General features: G+C 42.6%; 12 protein-coding genes and 2 pseudogenes. 12 read left to right on the top strand and 2 right to left on the bottom strand.

Annotation, left to right across the window (positions count from 1 at the left end; translation table 11 throughout):
- Positions 1-12 precede the first annotated feature (12 nt).
- The 6 genes and pseudogenes from KJS65_RS26775 to KJS65_RS26750 all read left to right on the top strand — a co-directional run bounded on the left by KJS65_RS26775 (position 13) and on the right by KJS65_RS26750 (position 7,141).
- On the top strand, positions 13-1,971 hold the full coding sequence (locus KJS65_RS26775) for a DEAD/DEAH box helicase (protein WP_213652875.1): 1,959 nt from the start codon (positions 13-15) through the stop codon (positions 1,969-1,971).
- Positions 1,946-2,911 carry a protein NO VEIN domain-containing protein gene (locus KJS65_RS26770; protein WP_213652874.1) on the top strand — a complete coding sequence of 322 codons (966 nt, stop codon included), beginning with the start codon at positions 1,946-1,948 and terminating at the stop codon, positions 2,909-2,911. The genes KJS65_RS26775 and KJS65_RS26770 overlap by 26 nt, the downstream gene beginning before the upstream one ends.
- 439 nt (positions 2,912-3,350) lie before the next feature.
- Positions 3,351-3,659 carry a (deoxy)nucleoside triphosphate pyrophosphohydrolase gene (locus KJS65_RS26765; protein ID WP_244864869.1) on the top strand — a complete coding sequence of 103 codons (309 nt, stop codon included), beginning with the start codon at positions 3,351-3,353 and terminating at the stop codon, positions 3,657-3,659.
- Complete coding sequence (locus KJS65_RS26760) at positions 3,656-4,387, top strand: class I SAM-dependent methyltransferase (protein ID WP_244864868.1); 732 nt, start codon at positions 3,656-3,658, stop codon at positions 4,385-4,387. Before KJS65_RS26765 ends, KJS65_RS26760 begins: the two co-directional genes overlap by 4 nt.
- A 78-nt stretch (positions 4,388-4,465) precedes the next feature.
- Positions 4,466-4,790 (top strand): annotated as a pseudogene (locus KJS65_RS26755) (nucleoside triphosphate pyrophosphohydrolase).
- Positions 4,791-7,141 (top strand): annotated as a pseudogene (locus tag KJS65_RS26750) (DEAD/DEAH box helicase family protein).
- Positions 7,142-7,230: 89 nt separating this feature from the next.
- Here KJS65_RS26750 and KJS65_RS26745 read toward each other — a convergent pair.
- Entirely contained in the window at positions 7,231-7,842 is a 612-nt protein-coding gene (locus KJS65_RS26745) for a hypothetical protein (protein WP_213652873.1), read from the bottom strand.
- A gap of 494 nt (positions 7,843-8,336) precedes the next feature.
- A complete protein-coding gene (locus KJS65_RS26740) occupies positions 8,337-8,681 on the bottom strand; it encodes a helix-turn-helix domain-containing protein (protein WP_213652872.1) in 345 nt (114 codons plus the stop codon).
- A 274-nt stretch (positions 8,682-8,955) separates the two neighbouring features.
- Here KJS65_RS26740 and KJS65_RS26735 point away from each other — a divergent pair, with 274 nt between their 5' ends.
- From KJS65_RS26735 to KJS65_RS26715, 6 genes are all read left to right on the top strand, one after another.
- The gene (locus KJS65_RS26735) at positions 8,956-9,447 is read left to right on the top strand and encodes a hypothetical protein (RefSeq protein ID WP_213652871.1); all 492 of its coding nucleotides are present in this window, start codon (positions 8,956-8,958) and stop codon (positions 9,445-9,447) included.
- A 95-nt stretch (positions 9,448-9,542) separates the two neighbouring features.
- Positions 9,543-9,665 carry a hypothetical protein gene (locus KJS65_RS30140; protein ID WP_280531359.1) on the top strand — a complete coding sequence of 41 codons (123 nt, stop codon included), beginning with the start codon at positions 9,543-9,545 and terminating at the stop codon, positions 9,663-9,665.
- A 692-nt stretch (positions 9,666-10,357) separates the two neighbouring features.
- A complete protein-coding gene (locus tag KJS65_RS26730; RefSeq protein ID WP_213652870.1) occupies positions 10,358-12,052 on the top strand; it encodes a sensor histidine kinase in 1,695 nt (564 codons plus the stop codon).
- An 11-nt stretch (positions 12,053-12,063) separates the two neighbouring features.
- Complete coding sequence (locus KJS65_RS26725; RefSeq protein WP_213652869.1) at positions 12,064-13,677, top strand: response regulator transcription factor; 1,614 nt, start codon at positions 12,064-12,066, stop codon at positions 13,675-13,677.
- 101 nt (positions 13,678-13,778) lie between these two features.
- Positions 13,779-14,711 carry an ABC transporter permease gene (locus tag KJS65_RS26720; protein WP_244864865.1) on the top strand — a complete coding sequence of 311 codons (933 nt, stop codon included), beginning with the start codon at positions 13,779-13,781 and terminating at the stop codon, positions 14,709-14,711.
- A 17-nt stretch (positions 14,712-14,728) separates the two neighbouring features.
- Complete coding sequence (locus tag KJS65_RS26715; protein WP_213652868.1) at positions 14,729-15,613, top strand: carbohydrate ABC transporter permease; 885 nt, start codon at positions 14,729-14,731, stop codon at positions 15,611-15,613.
- Positions 15,614-15,626: the final 13 nt, after the last annotated feature.

Raw genomic sequence — 15,626 nt, 5'->3', positions numbered from 1 at the left:
GGGTCTTTAGATATGCAAATAGAAGTTGGAATTGATCAACAGAGTAAAAAATTTATTTTAACTGGATCAATTAATAATCTTATTTCTAATCGCCGAGCAAAAATGTACTTGAAAGATTTCTTAAAGGCAGAAATTCTTGAGGATAGAGTACTAATTAAATATGAAGATGTAGATCAAGAAAAAACTTTAACTAGTATTAGAGAGACTATTTCTAAATATGGATTTGAAGAAACTAAATCGGAACTAATTGAAGAGACATTAAATGATTATTTTCAAGAAGAAAATAACTTTGGAATCTTTTCGAGACGGGCTTATGAGATTCGTAATAATAACTGCGATCCGAATGAGTTTGAAGATTTTACTAATAGTCTAAAAAAGAATCTTAAAAATAGAACATTATACAAATTACAATTATTGTCAGCTTATCACTTAGCGTTCTCACAAAACGCATGTAATTTTTCTGTTCCAGGGGCAGGAAAAACAAGTATTGTTTATGGAGCTTACAGTTATTTGAAAAATCTCAAAGAGGACAATCCTAAACACATAAATAAGATACTAATTATTGGCCCTTTAAGTTCTTTTGGTCCTTGGGAAAGTGAATATGAAGAATGTTTTGGAGAAGAGGCCATATCGAAAAGGCTTTCTGGCGGAATGACAAAGAAGGAGAAGTCACAATACTTATATTCTTTTGAGCCTGCCGAACTTACATTAATGTCATATCAAGCTGTAAACAGCGTACTGGATGATTTAATTTACTTCATTAAAAAGCATAAAGTGATGGTTGTTCTTGATGAAGCTCATAAAATAAAAAATACTGAAGGTGGTTTAATTGCCGATTCGGTCCTCAGTATCGGAAAGTATTGTAAGTCAAGAGTTATCTTAACTGGAACACCAGCACCGAATGGGTACGAAGATCTAGTGAATTTATTTAAGTTCTTATGGCCATCTAAACAAATAATTAAATTTCATACTTTTCAATTAAAAGAGATGTCTGAGAATCCTCAAGACAAGAGAGTACATGAGTTAGTAGAAAATATAGCTCCTTATTACATAAGAATCAGAAAGAGTGATTTGGGGCTTCCGGAGGCGATAAATAATCCTCCTATAATGGTTAAGATGGGCTCTCATCAAAGACAAATATACGATTTCATAGAAAAGAAATATATGGATTATCTTATTGAGAAAAGTGACATAGATAATATTAGAGGTGTATTAGTTAAGGCAAGACTAATAAGATTAATGCAAGCAGCTACTAATCCCAACTTATTAACTAAACCAATAGATCAATATTTCAGCGAACATGGAATTAGTGATAAAACTTATATAAACGATTCAGAGATAATAAATAAAATAGTTAACTATGATCAAATAGAGACACCATCGAAATTTGAAGCAGTCCTTAAAATAGTTAACAAAATCATAAGTGATAAGCAGAAAGTTATTATTTGGGCTACATTTGTTCAAAACATGCACGATTTACAGCGTTATTTAGATAGTAACAATATTAAATCGCGTCTATTGTATGGAGATGTTCCCGTAGAGTCAGACGATAAATTAACCATTGAAACTCGTGAGAGTATAATTAGAGACTTCCATAATCCGAATTCTGAATTTAATGTAATCATTGCAAATCCATTTGCTGTAGCGGAGTCTATATCTTTACACAAGGCTTGTAATAATGCTATATATTTAGAACGTACATTTAATGCTGCGCAATTCATTCAATCTAAGGATAGAATACATCGGTATGGATTAAATCAAAAGGCTAAGGTCAATTATTATTTTGTGTTATCAATTGATTCTATAGATCAAACAGTACACGAAAGACTTGAATTTAAAGAAAAAAGAATGAACCATATCATTGAAAATGAGCCAATTCCGTTGTTTTCTCTTGTAGATGAGGACGATTTTGGAAATGATGATATAAAGGCGTTGATTTCAAATTATGTTAGCAGAGTTGAAAAACCATAATAATTTGGGGAATATAAATGAAATTAAATTCGTAATAACAGAGGCAATTTCCACGTATCCTAAAACCTTGAGGGACATTGAAAGGTATTGTTTGAGTAATACATCGTATTATAATATTCCTACAAAAGGTATTATTGCATTATTAGATTTTATTTCAGCTATTTCTTATTGTGATGAGGGAGTATATTTAAATACTTTTGGAGAAAATTTTCTTGCGTTTGAATCAACTTCTAATTTAAATAGTGCAATTATTAGGGCATTATTATCAAAGCTTATATTAGAAGAGAAATATCCAGATTTTATTGATTTGGAATCAATTAGTTTTGACTACTTTCACGAAGCATATATTATCAAAAATAGTGAAATTCCATTTAAGTACGCTGCAATAAGAAATCTTTTAATAAATTTAGGTTTTTTCATTTTCAGTTCTAATGTGAAAAACTTATTGGTGATTGATCACAATTATAGTGCGTTATTAGAAGAAATTCTGAAGCCAGCCCATAGAAATCTTACTGTGGAAAGATTCAAAAAATTACAATCCTTGAAAGAAAAGTATGGACAAGAAGCAGAAGAGTTTGTTCTAAAATATGAAAAGAGTCGTCTTGCTAATCATCGTTTTAGTAATAAAATTTTACGGATATCTGAAATAGATGTAAATGCGGGCTATGATATCATTTCGTTTAATTCCCAAAATTCTTCTTTATTAGATAGATTAATAGAAGTTAAATCCTATGCTAAGGAGCAGGGTTTCTATTGGTCCAAAAATGAAGTTGAAGTAGCAAAAACTAAAAAGTCAATGTACTATTTGTATCTAGTAGATCGAGATAAAATGAATGAGGATGGTTATAGCCCTTCTATTATATTTAACCCGTATGAACTTGTGTTTGAAAGTAAAGACTGGACTAAGGAAGCGCAATCATGGTTTTTCCGAAAAAAATAGACCAGTGCTCCCAATAAATGCTCGATAAATGCAAAGAATAAATTTTGATAGAGATGCAGAAATTTCTCTTGTTCAAAGAGACGAGCTTCAGCTTTTGTTGAAGAATTGCTTCCAGTCAGTACACTCCAATAACCTGATGGGCATACGCCGTGAATCAAAATGACGCAGGTATGGGAGAAGTATCTGAAGCATTTAGCCCTTGATACTCCAGCAAAAGTAATTCCCGTATCATTACAACGCAAACCGCCGGTTGGTTCCCAGCCGCACCCGGAAGTGTCGAGAAAGTCCAAGGGACTTTTCGACACTTCTATTTTTATGTGGAGGAATTCAACATTCTTGTGAATTTTTACTGTGCAGTTTTACTCTTCCCTCATTCAAATGTGCTAATCTATTCTTATCGCTTACCATTCTTTAGAGTTAATCACAGGAGGTCCCCCTTTTGATCCAAGTAGCCGCAGCCATCATCGAAAACGAACACGGGCAGTTGTTAATTGCCAGAAAAAAGACGGGAAAGCCGCAGGCCGGGCTATGGGAGTTTCTCGGAGGCAAGCTGGAGGAAGGCGAAATCCCAGCGGAATGCCTGAAGCGTGAGCTGCAAGAGGAGATGCAGATTGCGATTGAGCCTTACGCATACTTCGGAACCAACGACCATCGCTATGGTGAGAAAGATATCCGGTTAATTACATACAAGGCGCGGTTCATCAGCGGCACAATGAAGCAACCGATTATGACGAGGTCCGTTGGGTGAGGCGGGATGAGCTTGACAAATATATTTTCGCGCCGGCGGATGTCGCATTCGTTAACATTTTAATCGAAGGGAAGGAACTATCAAGTACAAGACTAGATGCCGATCATACGGAGACCGCGGATATTAAAACCATTCTCCGACAGTCCTACGATAATCATGCAGAATTCAGAAATTCATCCGAACTGGAAGGCTGGAAGGCTGAAGAAAGGGACCAAGCGCTGAATCGGACGAACGAAGTTCGCAGCGTTCTGGAAATCGGAGCCGGACCGGGGCGGGATAGTTTGTTTTTTCAGGAGCAGGGCCTCAATATGACGACCGTCGATTTGTCCGAAGAGATGGTTCGTTTATGCAGGCAAAAGGGTCTGCGCGCCAGGGTGATGGATTTTTACAATTTGGATTTTGCGGATCGCTCCTTTGACGCGGTATATGCCATGAACTGCTTGCTCCATGTGCCGAAAGCGCAGCTGTCGGACGTGCTCACGGAAATCAAGCGCATACTGAAGCCGGGCGGTTTGTTCTATTTGGGGCTGTACGGTGGGATGGACACGGACGGCATTTGGGAGCAGGATGCGTATGAGCCGAAGCGTTATTTTGCCATGTACCCGGACGAAGAGATTCAGGGAATCATCGAGTGCTATTTTCAAATCGAAAACTTCCATACGCGTGATATGGGCGAAGGACCTCATTTTCAATCGGTGCTGCTGAGAAAAGAGGACAAGCCGACCTAAAGGATTTTACGAAAACAAATGCGTGAGAGAGCGTCATATAAACAATGAGCTACGAATACGAGAGGGGAAAAATACATCATGCCGGTATATAACAAGCTTGTACGTGACCGGATCCCGGACATCATTGCAGCACAGGGGAAGCAGTATACGATCAAGACGCTGAACCAGGAAGAATATATTGTAGAACTGAGAAAAAAGCTGCAGGAAGAACACCAAGAATACATAACAGCCGGACAGGACCGCGAAGCCGTCGAGGAGTTGGCGGATAATAATGGAGGTAATCTACGCTCTGGCGTCCGTCCATGGAGCCACGGAGCAAGAGCTGAATCAGGTGCGTGAGGAGAAAACGCAAAAACGCGGCAAATTTCAGGAGCGCATTCTGCTGATCGAGGCGGAAAAGTAAATGCCGGACATACGACTGATTACCGAGAATTTGGCTGACGAATTGATTCAAGGCATCCGCAGAGCTTCAGGTATTTACATCATGACTTCTTTTGTTATGGAGTCCGGCGTGAAAATTCTGGCTCCTCATCTGGAAGAAGCAGTGCAGCGGGGAGCCGAGGTGAAGCTGCTGGCCGGGGATTATTTGCACATTACCCAGCCGGATGCGTTGAGGCGGCTTCTGAAGATCGAAGGCCTGGAAATCCGAATATGGCGCAGCCGTGGTACTTCTTTTCATCCCAAAGCCTATCTGCTGGATTATGACCACGAGGAAGGCTTGTTTATTGTCGGTTCCTCGAATTTGTCTTTATCCGCGTTCAAAATGGGCTTCGAATGGAATTTGGCGATGAACGAGCAGGCCGAGCCGTACACGTTTCAAGAGGCTTTGGAAAAATTCATGACGAGCTTTTACCACGAATATACGGAGCCGGTGAATCCTGAAACGATCCGAACGTATGAGAGGGATTATGAAGCGTATCGCGATAAGTATCCCGAGTTGGCCGAGACCGTATCCACAATGGAGGAATCGGAGCTGTCGCCTGCCGCCGAGGATAGGGAGGAAGCCATAGCCGTGGCTGAGAGCCCCTCGGCATCATCGCTCGAGCCCCGTCCGGCACAAGAGATGGCCCTGGCGGAGCTGGACAAGACGATCGAGGAAGGCTACGACCGCGCGATCGCGGTCATGCCGACAGGCCTTGGCAAGACGTACTTGGCTGCATTTTTTGCGCGCAAGTTTAAACGGATCTTGTTCATTGCCCACCGTGAAGAGCTTCTGCACCAGGCACGCCGTTCCTTCCAGCATGTCATGCCTGAACGCACCAGCGGTATCTATGACGGCAAAACCAAAACATTGTGGTGGATGAATTTCATCATGCCGCTGCGGAAACATATAAGTCCGTTTTGGACGAGCTTCTGGCCGGTTTTCTGCTCGGCATTACGGCTACTCCGGACCGGATGGACGGCAAGGATATTTATGCGCTGCGCGATAACAATGTGGCTTTTTATATGCATTTTATCGAGGCCATTAACCGGGGCTGGCTGAGTTCTTTCCGGTATTACGGGATTTATGATGTGATCGATTATTCGGGCGTGACCTGGCTTGGCAGCCGGTACGACGAGCAGGAACTGCTTTCTGAACAGTTGAAGGATGACGTGGTAAACCGGATTTACGATGCGTGGCAGCAGCATAACCTTACCCGGACGCTGGCCTTTTGTTCCTCCATCGCGCAGGCGGACTTTCTGGCTTCGTTTTTCCGCAGCCAAGGACATCCGGTTGTCAGCCTGCACTCCCAGACCAAGGCGATGTCCCGGGCGGAAGCCATACGGCGGCTCGAAACGCGGGAGCTGGAGATCATTTTTACCGTGGATTTGTTCAATGAGGGCGTGGATATTCCGTCCGTGGATACGCTGCTGTTCGTGCGGCCCACGGAATCCCTGACCGTGTTCACGCAGCAGGTTGGACGTGGCCTACGCGTTCATGAAGGCAAGGAAACCTGCCATATTATCGATCTTATCGGGAACTTCCGCAATGCGGATCTTAAGCTGTCTTTGTTCAAGCTTCCTTCGGAGGAGGATGCCCAAGGCGAAAAAAAGCAGGAGGAGCTTATTCCTGTTGTGCCTACCGGCTGCCGGATCGATCTGGACCTGAAGGTGATCGACCTGCTGAAAGAGCTCCAGCGCAAAAGACAGCCATTAAAAGAGAAGCTCGACTCCGCCTATAGGGATGTGAAGCAGGATTTGGGCAGAAGACCGACGTACCTGGAATTGCACCGATATGGCGAAATTGATTCCAGGCTGTACAGGAAGCAATTCGGCTCGTATCCGGGCATGTTGCACTGGGCGGAAGAGCTGGTAGCCGGGGAGCAGCAGGTGTATGAACGTTACCGGACTTGGCTTGAAGAGGTTGAAGGCACGACCATGCTGGATAGGGGCCTGGACAAGTGGCATCAGCCGATGACGGCTAAAGAGGCGGCGCCATTTTTCTACCAATACCTGATGGACAAGGAATACCGGAAGCTGAAGGATTTCTCGGATAAGAAAACGACTCGTCTGTGGCAGTATGATGTGGCGCGCGTTGCCCAACTGGTGGCTGATATGCCGATGACGAAATGGGCGAATGCCTCGAAAGGGCTCATAACGTTTGATGGCACGACGTTTGCCGTACAGTTCAATTTTGGGAAGGAATCGGCGCAAGCCGGGGAAAAGGTATTTCAATGGACCCGAGAAATTGCGGAATATCGTCTGGCTTTTTATTTTGAGCGAAGAAGCGTGTTAGTCCCGGGGGGAATTCAGTCGACTCTCCGTATCAATTAATAGACGAACTGGGGCGGAGCTTTTGTATGTTAAAAAAACTCCATGGGGAACTTCCCCAATACTCCATATCATTAAGCTTTTTTAAGAAATTATTTGTCTTTGATAAGCTCAAAGTCAGGTTGTAACAAATAGCTCAGAGGATATAGCTCTGGTTTTGCTGATATGAGTCCCTTGATTAGAGCAATTCTCTTTCCTTCCGAAGGGTAGAAGGTTACGCCGAGTGTCTCAGGTTGGACGAATTGAATAATGAGATAGGCGTCCTCCTTTCGATTCATGCGACAAATCGCATTGAATTCAGAAAATACCGAATCAAACTCATCGAGTAAGAAGATATGGCAGGTTTGATTTTGCCAAACCGATTCGAATAATCTGTATGACTGGTTCTCAATGAGTGTTAAAAATTGCACTGGAGACATTCCGACTTCAAATCCGGTAATATATCCGGAACTGTCAAAATCGACTCCATATTCAGTTTCAAATTTCTCTTGCTTATATCCGCTTCTAAACGAATAAGGGAGCATAGTCATGTTTTCGAGGTAGGTTCCCAGTTCCGGTTTTTGTTCAAAGGGTATTTGGATCTGGGAAATATCCATGGACTGATTTAATATGCAGTTGGTTTGATAGGGGATTTTCCCGGATGGAGGTTGTAGATACACATAACCAATATGAGCATAGTCCGACTCAATGCAAGTTATCTTCATAAGAGCCTCCTTTATTAATCTTAAACTCGATAAAGTATATTTAGTTTCTTTGAGTATAATAAATATTAAATATAATGTGTTCAATGTTGTCACCGAAAGTTCATGTACTGCAAATCAACGGTTAATCTCACTTAGCATATCCCTTCCGGAAGGCTATATTTATTTTACCATTTTGCTGTGCATTCCTTCGGTAAGCTTTTTATGATGATGTCGTACATGGGCGTGGAATTAACAAATTTGGGGGCCGCTTATCATGGATGCAAGCTGAACCCAACACTTTTAATATAAAGTTCCCTTCACGGCCCACCTGTAATTTTATGCGAGCGATCTCTTAATGTATCCGATCCACCGCAGAAGGTGGCTATGTCATCGCTGATGCAGACAGGAGACTAACCACCTTTTTGAAAAGAAGTAAGTTAAATTATCTGTCATATTTAAGATCTTTAATGACAATTTTAAAAAAGCTGATCGGAATTCAGATCAGCTTTTTTTCACTATTTACCATCAATTCGCCTGAAAATCTCAATCAACACATTCCTTGCCATCTCTATATCCTTTGGATTACGTTCTCTCAGCAATGAGATAACTTCTTTCAAAGTCGATTCCTCTGGCAGTTCTTCCTGTTCCTTCAAATATGTAAAAAGCTCATAAACACCAACGTCTAAGGCACTAGCAATCTTCTCCAGATTCTTCATGGAAATATTACGTTCTGCTCGTTCAATAAATCCTATATAGCTTATATTGAAGCCAGCCTTCTCTGCCAAGGCTTCTTGAGACAATCCCCTTATTTTACGAAGATCTTTTATACGTGTTCCGACTAATTTTAGAATATCTGACATCGTTACACCTCTCTTTAATAGAAGTGTAGGGAATGTTTTGAGTTGCAATAATACATAAATAATAAGTTATTTGAATTAATTACTACTATGTAGTAATATTATTTATGTATTTTATGCGAAATAAAGGTATTTATTCATCTGAAGTGATTATTGTTTTCCAGATATTCAGTATGTGATACATCTACTTCTTTTGCAGAGGCATTTTGGCAAGGTCAATAAAGCGAAACAGTCGCAGTTGAGGAATCGCCAATAACCGCAATAGGAGCTGAGGCATGTGAATCATTCAACCTCAATCGACGAATGCAGAGATACCAGGAATAAGCTGTTAATCATTCAGGAACGAAGTCCGTTTCAAACCAAAAGCATAATTAAGATGCAGCACCTCGCGCAGATCCACATGAACTCAGCAGCCCGGATGATGCATCCGACCTCTGCCCATGTATGCATTTTGTTTAGCGACCGCGCTTTGGAGTACATGCTCAAGGCATTGTATATGAAAGATAACAACTGCATGTTTCCTCCGCCTTCGTTTACGCTTCAAGATGTCATCCAATTAACGGCACAGGACTCCGCTCCGGATTTGGATAGGGTAATGTTTATGCATACCATTCATTTTCTGGCCGGCTGCAATGATATTTCCTTTCTTCGGCATATGCACATCTCGCAGCTTCAGACGCTGCTGAACCGAGTGGACGATGTACTACTTCACCTGTCGGGCAGAATTGAATCCCATCCTTCTGAGGCGTATCGCTCTATTTTTCCCTAATTAAAATGTAAGCTAGTCAGTGAAGCCGTGTCTGCGTGTTTGATTCTAGGGACAGTAGCATTTTTGATAGGGCCACCGAAATAGCGGAGCTTAAATTGGAGACGGAAGATGATCTTCAAAAATGGCGGGAAACAAGACGCGTGGGTGCTGTTAAAGTGGAGCTCGATCATGAGCAGGTGGATTTGGCGAAGCGGGTCCTGGGAATTCGTAGTAGATAGTAAAAGCGGACAGTTTAGCATTGAATGAATTATATGATAGTTAATGAATCTGTTTTCGTAGAATGTTATAATTTGGATGGTACATACACACCTTGAGTGGGCGCACTCCTCCTTGTGAAGGAGGTGATGCGATGAACATTTCGTTCGGTGAGGCGATAACCTTCGGGATCTTCTTGTTGGCATTGCTGACTTACATCGATAAACGAAAGTAACCCACTCTTAAGGTTCGCGCCTAAGTGGGTTACTTCCTGGTCATTTTTGATCTTGGAGGAGAAATTCCCGCTCAAGATGTTTGTACTGGGGAGCAGCAGGGCGGCTGCTCCTTATTTCTATTCTTATCTTAACATACCCATTTTTAGTCCTCAATAACGATTCAACTGTAGGATGGTACCAACAAAATCAAACCCTATCTCCGAACAGTTACCACAATGCCACTTAAAGCTCTTTAAATCTCCCCCGCTCCTCCAGCGCTCCTTCCTATACTTGTTCAGATAACATAAGATATCCTCTTCTTTAATAAAAAACACAAGGTGATCTTCACAGATTCCTATTAGAAATATACGATAATCCATTAATTTGAAATATTTTAATCTTGGGAAAGAAGGTGAACAGGAGCGTCTGGGGAGAAAGGAATAGAGGGACACATCCGGATTCTGGAATATTGGGCGTTTGCCTAAGGAGGTCAATGAAGGATGAAATTCATACATCGGTTATCAAGCAAGTCGATTCGCTTTAAGTTGATTGCGGGCTTTCTGTTATTCGTCATTCCCTTGCAGCTTCTGCTTATTTTCGATAACTATTACGCGATGAAAGTCGTTCGCGAGCAAGTGGCCAACTCCAATCGGCATTTGGCAGCCTTATACATGGATCAAATCGACAGGAATCTGGAGGAGATCGATAAGTATTTAAGGACCATGGTCGCTTTTGAGAACGATTTAATTGTGCTGGACATGCCTGCTGAAGTGAATATGGACGAATATTTTTTGGCGAAGATCAATCTATTCAATAAATTGGAAAGGGATATTCATACATACAAAGAGATGGATTATCTATTCGTTTATTCATCCGTCAATGATGAGCTCCTCACGAATCAACCGGCTGAAGAGACGATAACGCAGCTGAAAACGATCCGGCAAGGGATGATTCAGATGCTGAAGGAGAGGAAGGGCCTGCAGAAGCAGGCATTCGAGAAATGGTTTCCTTACAAGATGAATGAAGAGTACTATATCGTGAAAATACAAAAAATCGGGAATGTGTATGTCGGGGGATGGGTGAAGGCATCGAAGCTGATGATCCCGCTCAGCTTGCTGGACGAAAGGCCGGAAGGGAAATCGGTGCTAGTTACGGAAAACCTCATACCGATGAGCGGAAATGCACCGATCGATAACAGCAATGATTATTTGCAGGTCAGCACACATTCCAAGCAAGGTAATTTCTCTCTGTTGTTCTTGATCCCATACAGCGTCATCTTGGAACATCTCCCGCTTCTACAGCGCCTTTGGTACCTGCTGATCCTGGGAGCCCTCATCATTTTGCCGATTTTTTATATTTTCTTACGGCATATTATCCTCCTCCCGATCAACCGGATCGTAAAAGTCATGAGACGAGTACGCGACGGAAATCTGGAGCAACGGGTAGAGCAATATCCCGTTTCCTATGAGTTTGAACTGATGAATGATGTATTTAACAGTATGGTTTCGGAGATCAAAGCATTAAAAATCACGGTCTATGAAGAGCAGCTGCTGATCCAGAAGGCAGAGCTTAAACATCTGCAGCTGCAAATCAATCCGCACTTTTTTTTGAATGCGTTGAATACAATCTACAACCTTGCCCAATTCCAAAACTATCAATTGATCCAGGACATGTCGGAGCATTTAATCAACTACATGAGATTTATGTTTCAGAACAACCTGAAGTTCGTCAAGCTGGAAGAAGAAATCGCTCACACCCGTAACTACTTGCAGATCCAGGCGCTGAGGTTCGAGGATGGGTTTACTTATCAAATTAACGGTGACGAATCGCTCTCCCAAGCATTAATACCTCCGTTGATTATACAGACATTCGCAGAGAACACGATTAAGCATGCGGTTACGATGGATGAACCGATCCGGTTAAACGTAGACATAGAGCTTAGCGGGGATCAGGAGTCATATCTATGCATTGTGATTCAAGACACGGGCAAAGGATTCTCTGAAAAAGCGTTAAGTGAATGGCAATCAGAAGACGAATTAGCCCATGGTTACAACGGACATATTGGCATATGGAATTCCAGACGGCGATTGCGGTTGATTTACGAAGACAAGGCAAAGTTGATCCTATCCAATCATCCGGACGGGGGAGCAAGGGTAGTGCTGTGGCTCCCGTTCGTGCTTGAAGATAACAGCTGAGGAGGGATGGCATGTATCAATTACTGATCGTTGACGACGAGATCCATGCGGTGAGAGCCGTTCAAGCTGCGGTGGATTGGGCAGAGCTGTCGATCTCCCAAATCCATGTGGCCCATAATATCAAGCAGGCCATGGGGATATTTGGTGAATATCCGATTGACATTATGATCTGTGATATTGAGATGCCCCAGGGCAGCGGGATCGAATTGTTGTCATGGGTTAGGGAGCGGCATCTGTTAACGGAATCCATATTTTTGACATGCCATTCGAACTTTATCTATGCGAAGGAAGCTATTCAACTGGGAAGCCTTGATTATATGCTTAAGCCCGTTAAGCTCAATGAGCTGCGTGCTGTCGTTCTAAAAGGGGTAGAGAAGATTAATGAAAAAAGGGAACAGCACATCAACAAGGCGGAGAGCCAATATTACGCCAAGCTTTGGCATACGAACCGGTCCATCTTAATGGAGCGGTTTTGGCAGGATGTGCTGAACCAGCGGGATTTAAGCCCGAAGCAGATTCGGGATGTTCTGCAAAGCAGAAACCTTCCCATTCAGGAGACGGATTCCTATCTGCCGATTTTGATTTTCGTTCAGCGCTGGGCGGAGAAGCTGAATACCGAAGATAGAAAGCTTATAGAATATGCGCTTATGAATGCTGCGGACCATATGATTCTTCGCGGAGATGAACAGGGCCAGTTGGTACGGATAACCAGCGATATGTTTGTGGCGATCCTACCTGCAGGGACTGAGGCCGAAGACCACACGAAGAATATAGAACAGATGTGCAAAATCTACATCGAGTCATGCAACGGATATTTCCAGTGCGATATTTCGTGTTATGTGGGTGAGCAGGGGTTGATCCATGAGATGGCAGCCCGCTATAACAGCTTGATCTGCATGAAAGAAAGTAACCTGAACCGGAATAATCATGTTTTTTTCGTGAGTGAGGGCATAAACACCGCGCAATCAGTCGCTGTCATCCAAATGAACGTCTGGTTAAAGATGCTCGAGCAAGATGCATATGATGCCATTTATTCCGAATCGGAACGTTATTTGAACTCGCTTAAGGATGTCGCTGGATTAAAGGTGGAGGTTCTGCAGCAATTTATTCAAAGTTTCCTGCAGATGCTTTATTCCTTTATCCAGTTCAAAGAATGGCAGGCTTATGAAGTCCTGGGGGAAGCAATAGCCATTGAGCAGCTATCTCAAGCTGTACGTTCTGTGATGGATCTGCAGGCCTGGGTGAAGTATACGCTGGATCAGACCATTCAGTTTTGTTATGGGGCCGAGGATACGAAACCGTTAATGGATAGAATCATAGCCTTTATTAAGCAGCATGTTGATCAGGCGATTTCAAGAGAGGATATTGCCAGACATGTCAATTTGCATCCGGACTATTTGTCGAGACGGTTCAAAAAAGAGACAGGCAAGTCTATTGTGGAATTTATTGTGGAAGAGAGAATTTCAATGGCCAAGGAGCTGCTGGTAACAACCCATATGTCCGTCAGTGAAATTGCACTGTGTGTGGGGTACTCGAATTTTTCGTATTTCTCCAAGATATTTAAGCAGGGGGTACGGATGAATCCGAACCAGTACCGCAAATTCCACAGGTCAGAATTGTACTAATATTAGGTCAGTTTAGAGGTGGTCCGGTCGGAGTGCTCTTAGCTACAATGGAGCCAGTCAATGAAATCAACATAACGCTGACGGAAAGGAGGACCATAACCATGTCTTCACGGGTAACAGGCATTAGCTTAAAGAAGTTAAAGAAATACAAGATGCTGTATCTTATGCTGATACCAGGCGTCGTCTATCTGCTCATCAATAATTACGCCCCCATGTTCGGAATCATTATTGCTTTTAAGGATGTTAACTTCGCAAAGGGTATTATGAACAGCGATTGGGTCGGGCTCAAAAACTTTGAGTATTTGTTCAAAACGGAAGATGCCTACATTATTACGAGGAATACAATTCTGTACAACCTGGTGTTTATTGCCCTTAATCTGGTTGTAGCCGTGGCACTCGCAGTATTATTGTACGAATTGAAAAATCGTTTCTTACCCCGGCTTTATCAAAGTATCATTTTGCTTCCGTATTTAATGTCTTCCGTTATTATTGGTTACCTTGTTTATTCGCTGCTCAGTATGGAAACGGGACTTATTAACAATACGATTCTCCCGCTTCTGGGACGGGGCGGAGTGATGTGGTATAACGATCCCAAGTATTGGCCCTACATCTTAACCCTTGTCAAAATATGGAGTACGGCAGGGTACTTGAGTATCGTTTACTTTGCGGCTGTCGTCGGTATTGATCACGAGTACTATGAGGCAGCGACGCTTGATGGTGCCAGTAAACTGCAGCGAATTTTCAAAATCACAATTCCTCTGATCACACCCGTTATTATTATCATGACCCTGCTCCAGATTGGCCGTATTTTTTATTCCGATTTTGGTCTATTCTACCAGGTTCCACTTGACTCGGGCGTCCTGATGCCTACAACCAATGTGATTGATACGTACGTATACCGGGCCCTGCTCAAAAACGGAGACATTGGCATGTCGTCAGCTGCAGGGGTATATCAGTCCATCGTGGGGTTTATTATCATTCTCATTTCTAACTATGTCGTTAAAAAAATCAATCCTGAGAATTCACTGTTCTAAAAAAGGAGTGAGATCACATGTTAGCCAGGAAAACGGAGCAGTGGATTATTAACATCGTCTTTATCGCAATCTCATTCCTTTGCCTGATTCCCTTTATCCTGCTTGTTGCATCCTCCGTTTCGAGTGAGGATTCGATTATCCAGAACGGCTACACATTGTTTCCGACCGAATTCAGCCTGGAGAGCTACAGTTATTTATTCAAGGAACCGGCTATGCTGATCCGGGCATATGGAATATCGATATTCATAACCGTTATCGGGACTGTGACAAGTTTGATCGTGATGACGTTACTGGCTTATCCGATCTCAAGAAGAGATATGCCGTTGCGAAACGCAATTTCCTTCTTCATCTTCTTCACGATGCTCTTTAATGGTGGACTTGTTCCGACCTACTTAATGTATACGAACGTGTTCCAGATTAAAAATACGCTATTTGCACTCCTGATTCCCGGATTACTTGTAAGCGCATTCTTCGTGATTCTAATCCGAACATTTTTCACAATGAATATTCCGAACGAAGTGATCGAGTCAGCCTATATGGATGGTGCAAGCGAATTTAAAATTTTTGCTCGAATCGTTCTTCCATTGTCTACTCCTGTATTGGGCGCGGTTGGCCTGTTCCAATTGATCAATTACTGGAATGACTGGTTCAACGGGCTCATCTATATCACGGACAGCAAGCTGTACAGTATTCAAGTGCTGCTCAATACGATTCTTTTGAATGCGCAATACTTGGCCAGCAACACTCATTTTGTGGAAGACATGACGTCGGCAGATGATATTCCTAACCATGGTTTGAAAATGGCGATTGCAGCAATCGGTGTGATCCCCATTCTGGTGACCTACCCGTTTTTTCAAAAATATTTTGCAAAGGGACTTACTGTTGGTGCAGTCAAAGGATAGAGCTGTCATCCGT

Source organism: Paenibacillus sp. J23TS9 (assembly GCF_018403225.1).
In the GTDB taxonomy this organism is placed as follows: Bacteria; Bacillota; Bacilli; order Paenibacillales; family Paenibacillaceae; genus Paenibacillus_AQ.
The sequence above is the reverse complement of the archived record's forward strand: the minus strand, read 5'-3'. Positions and strand labels throughout refer to the sequence as shown.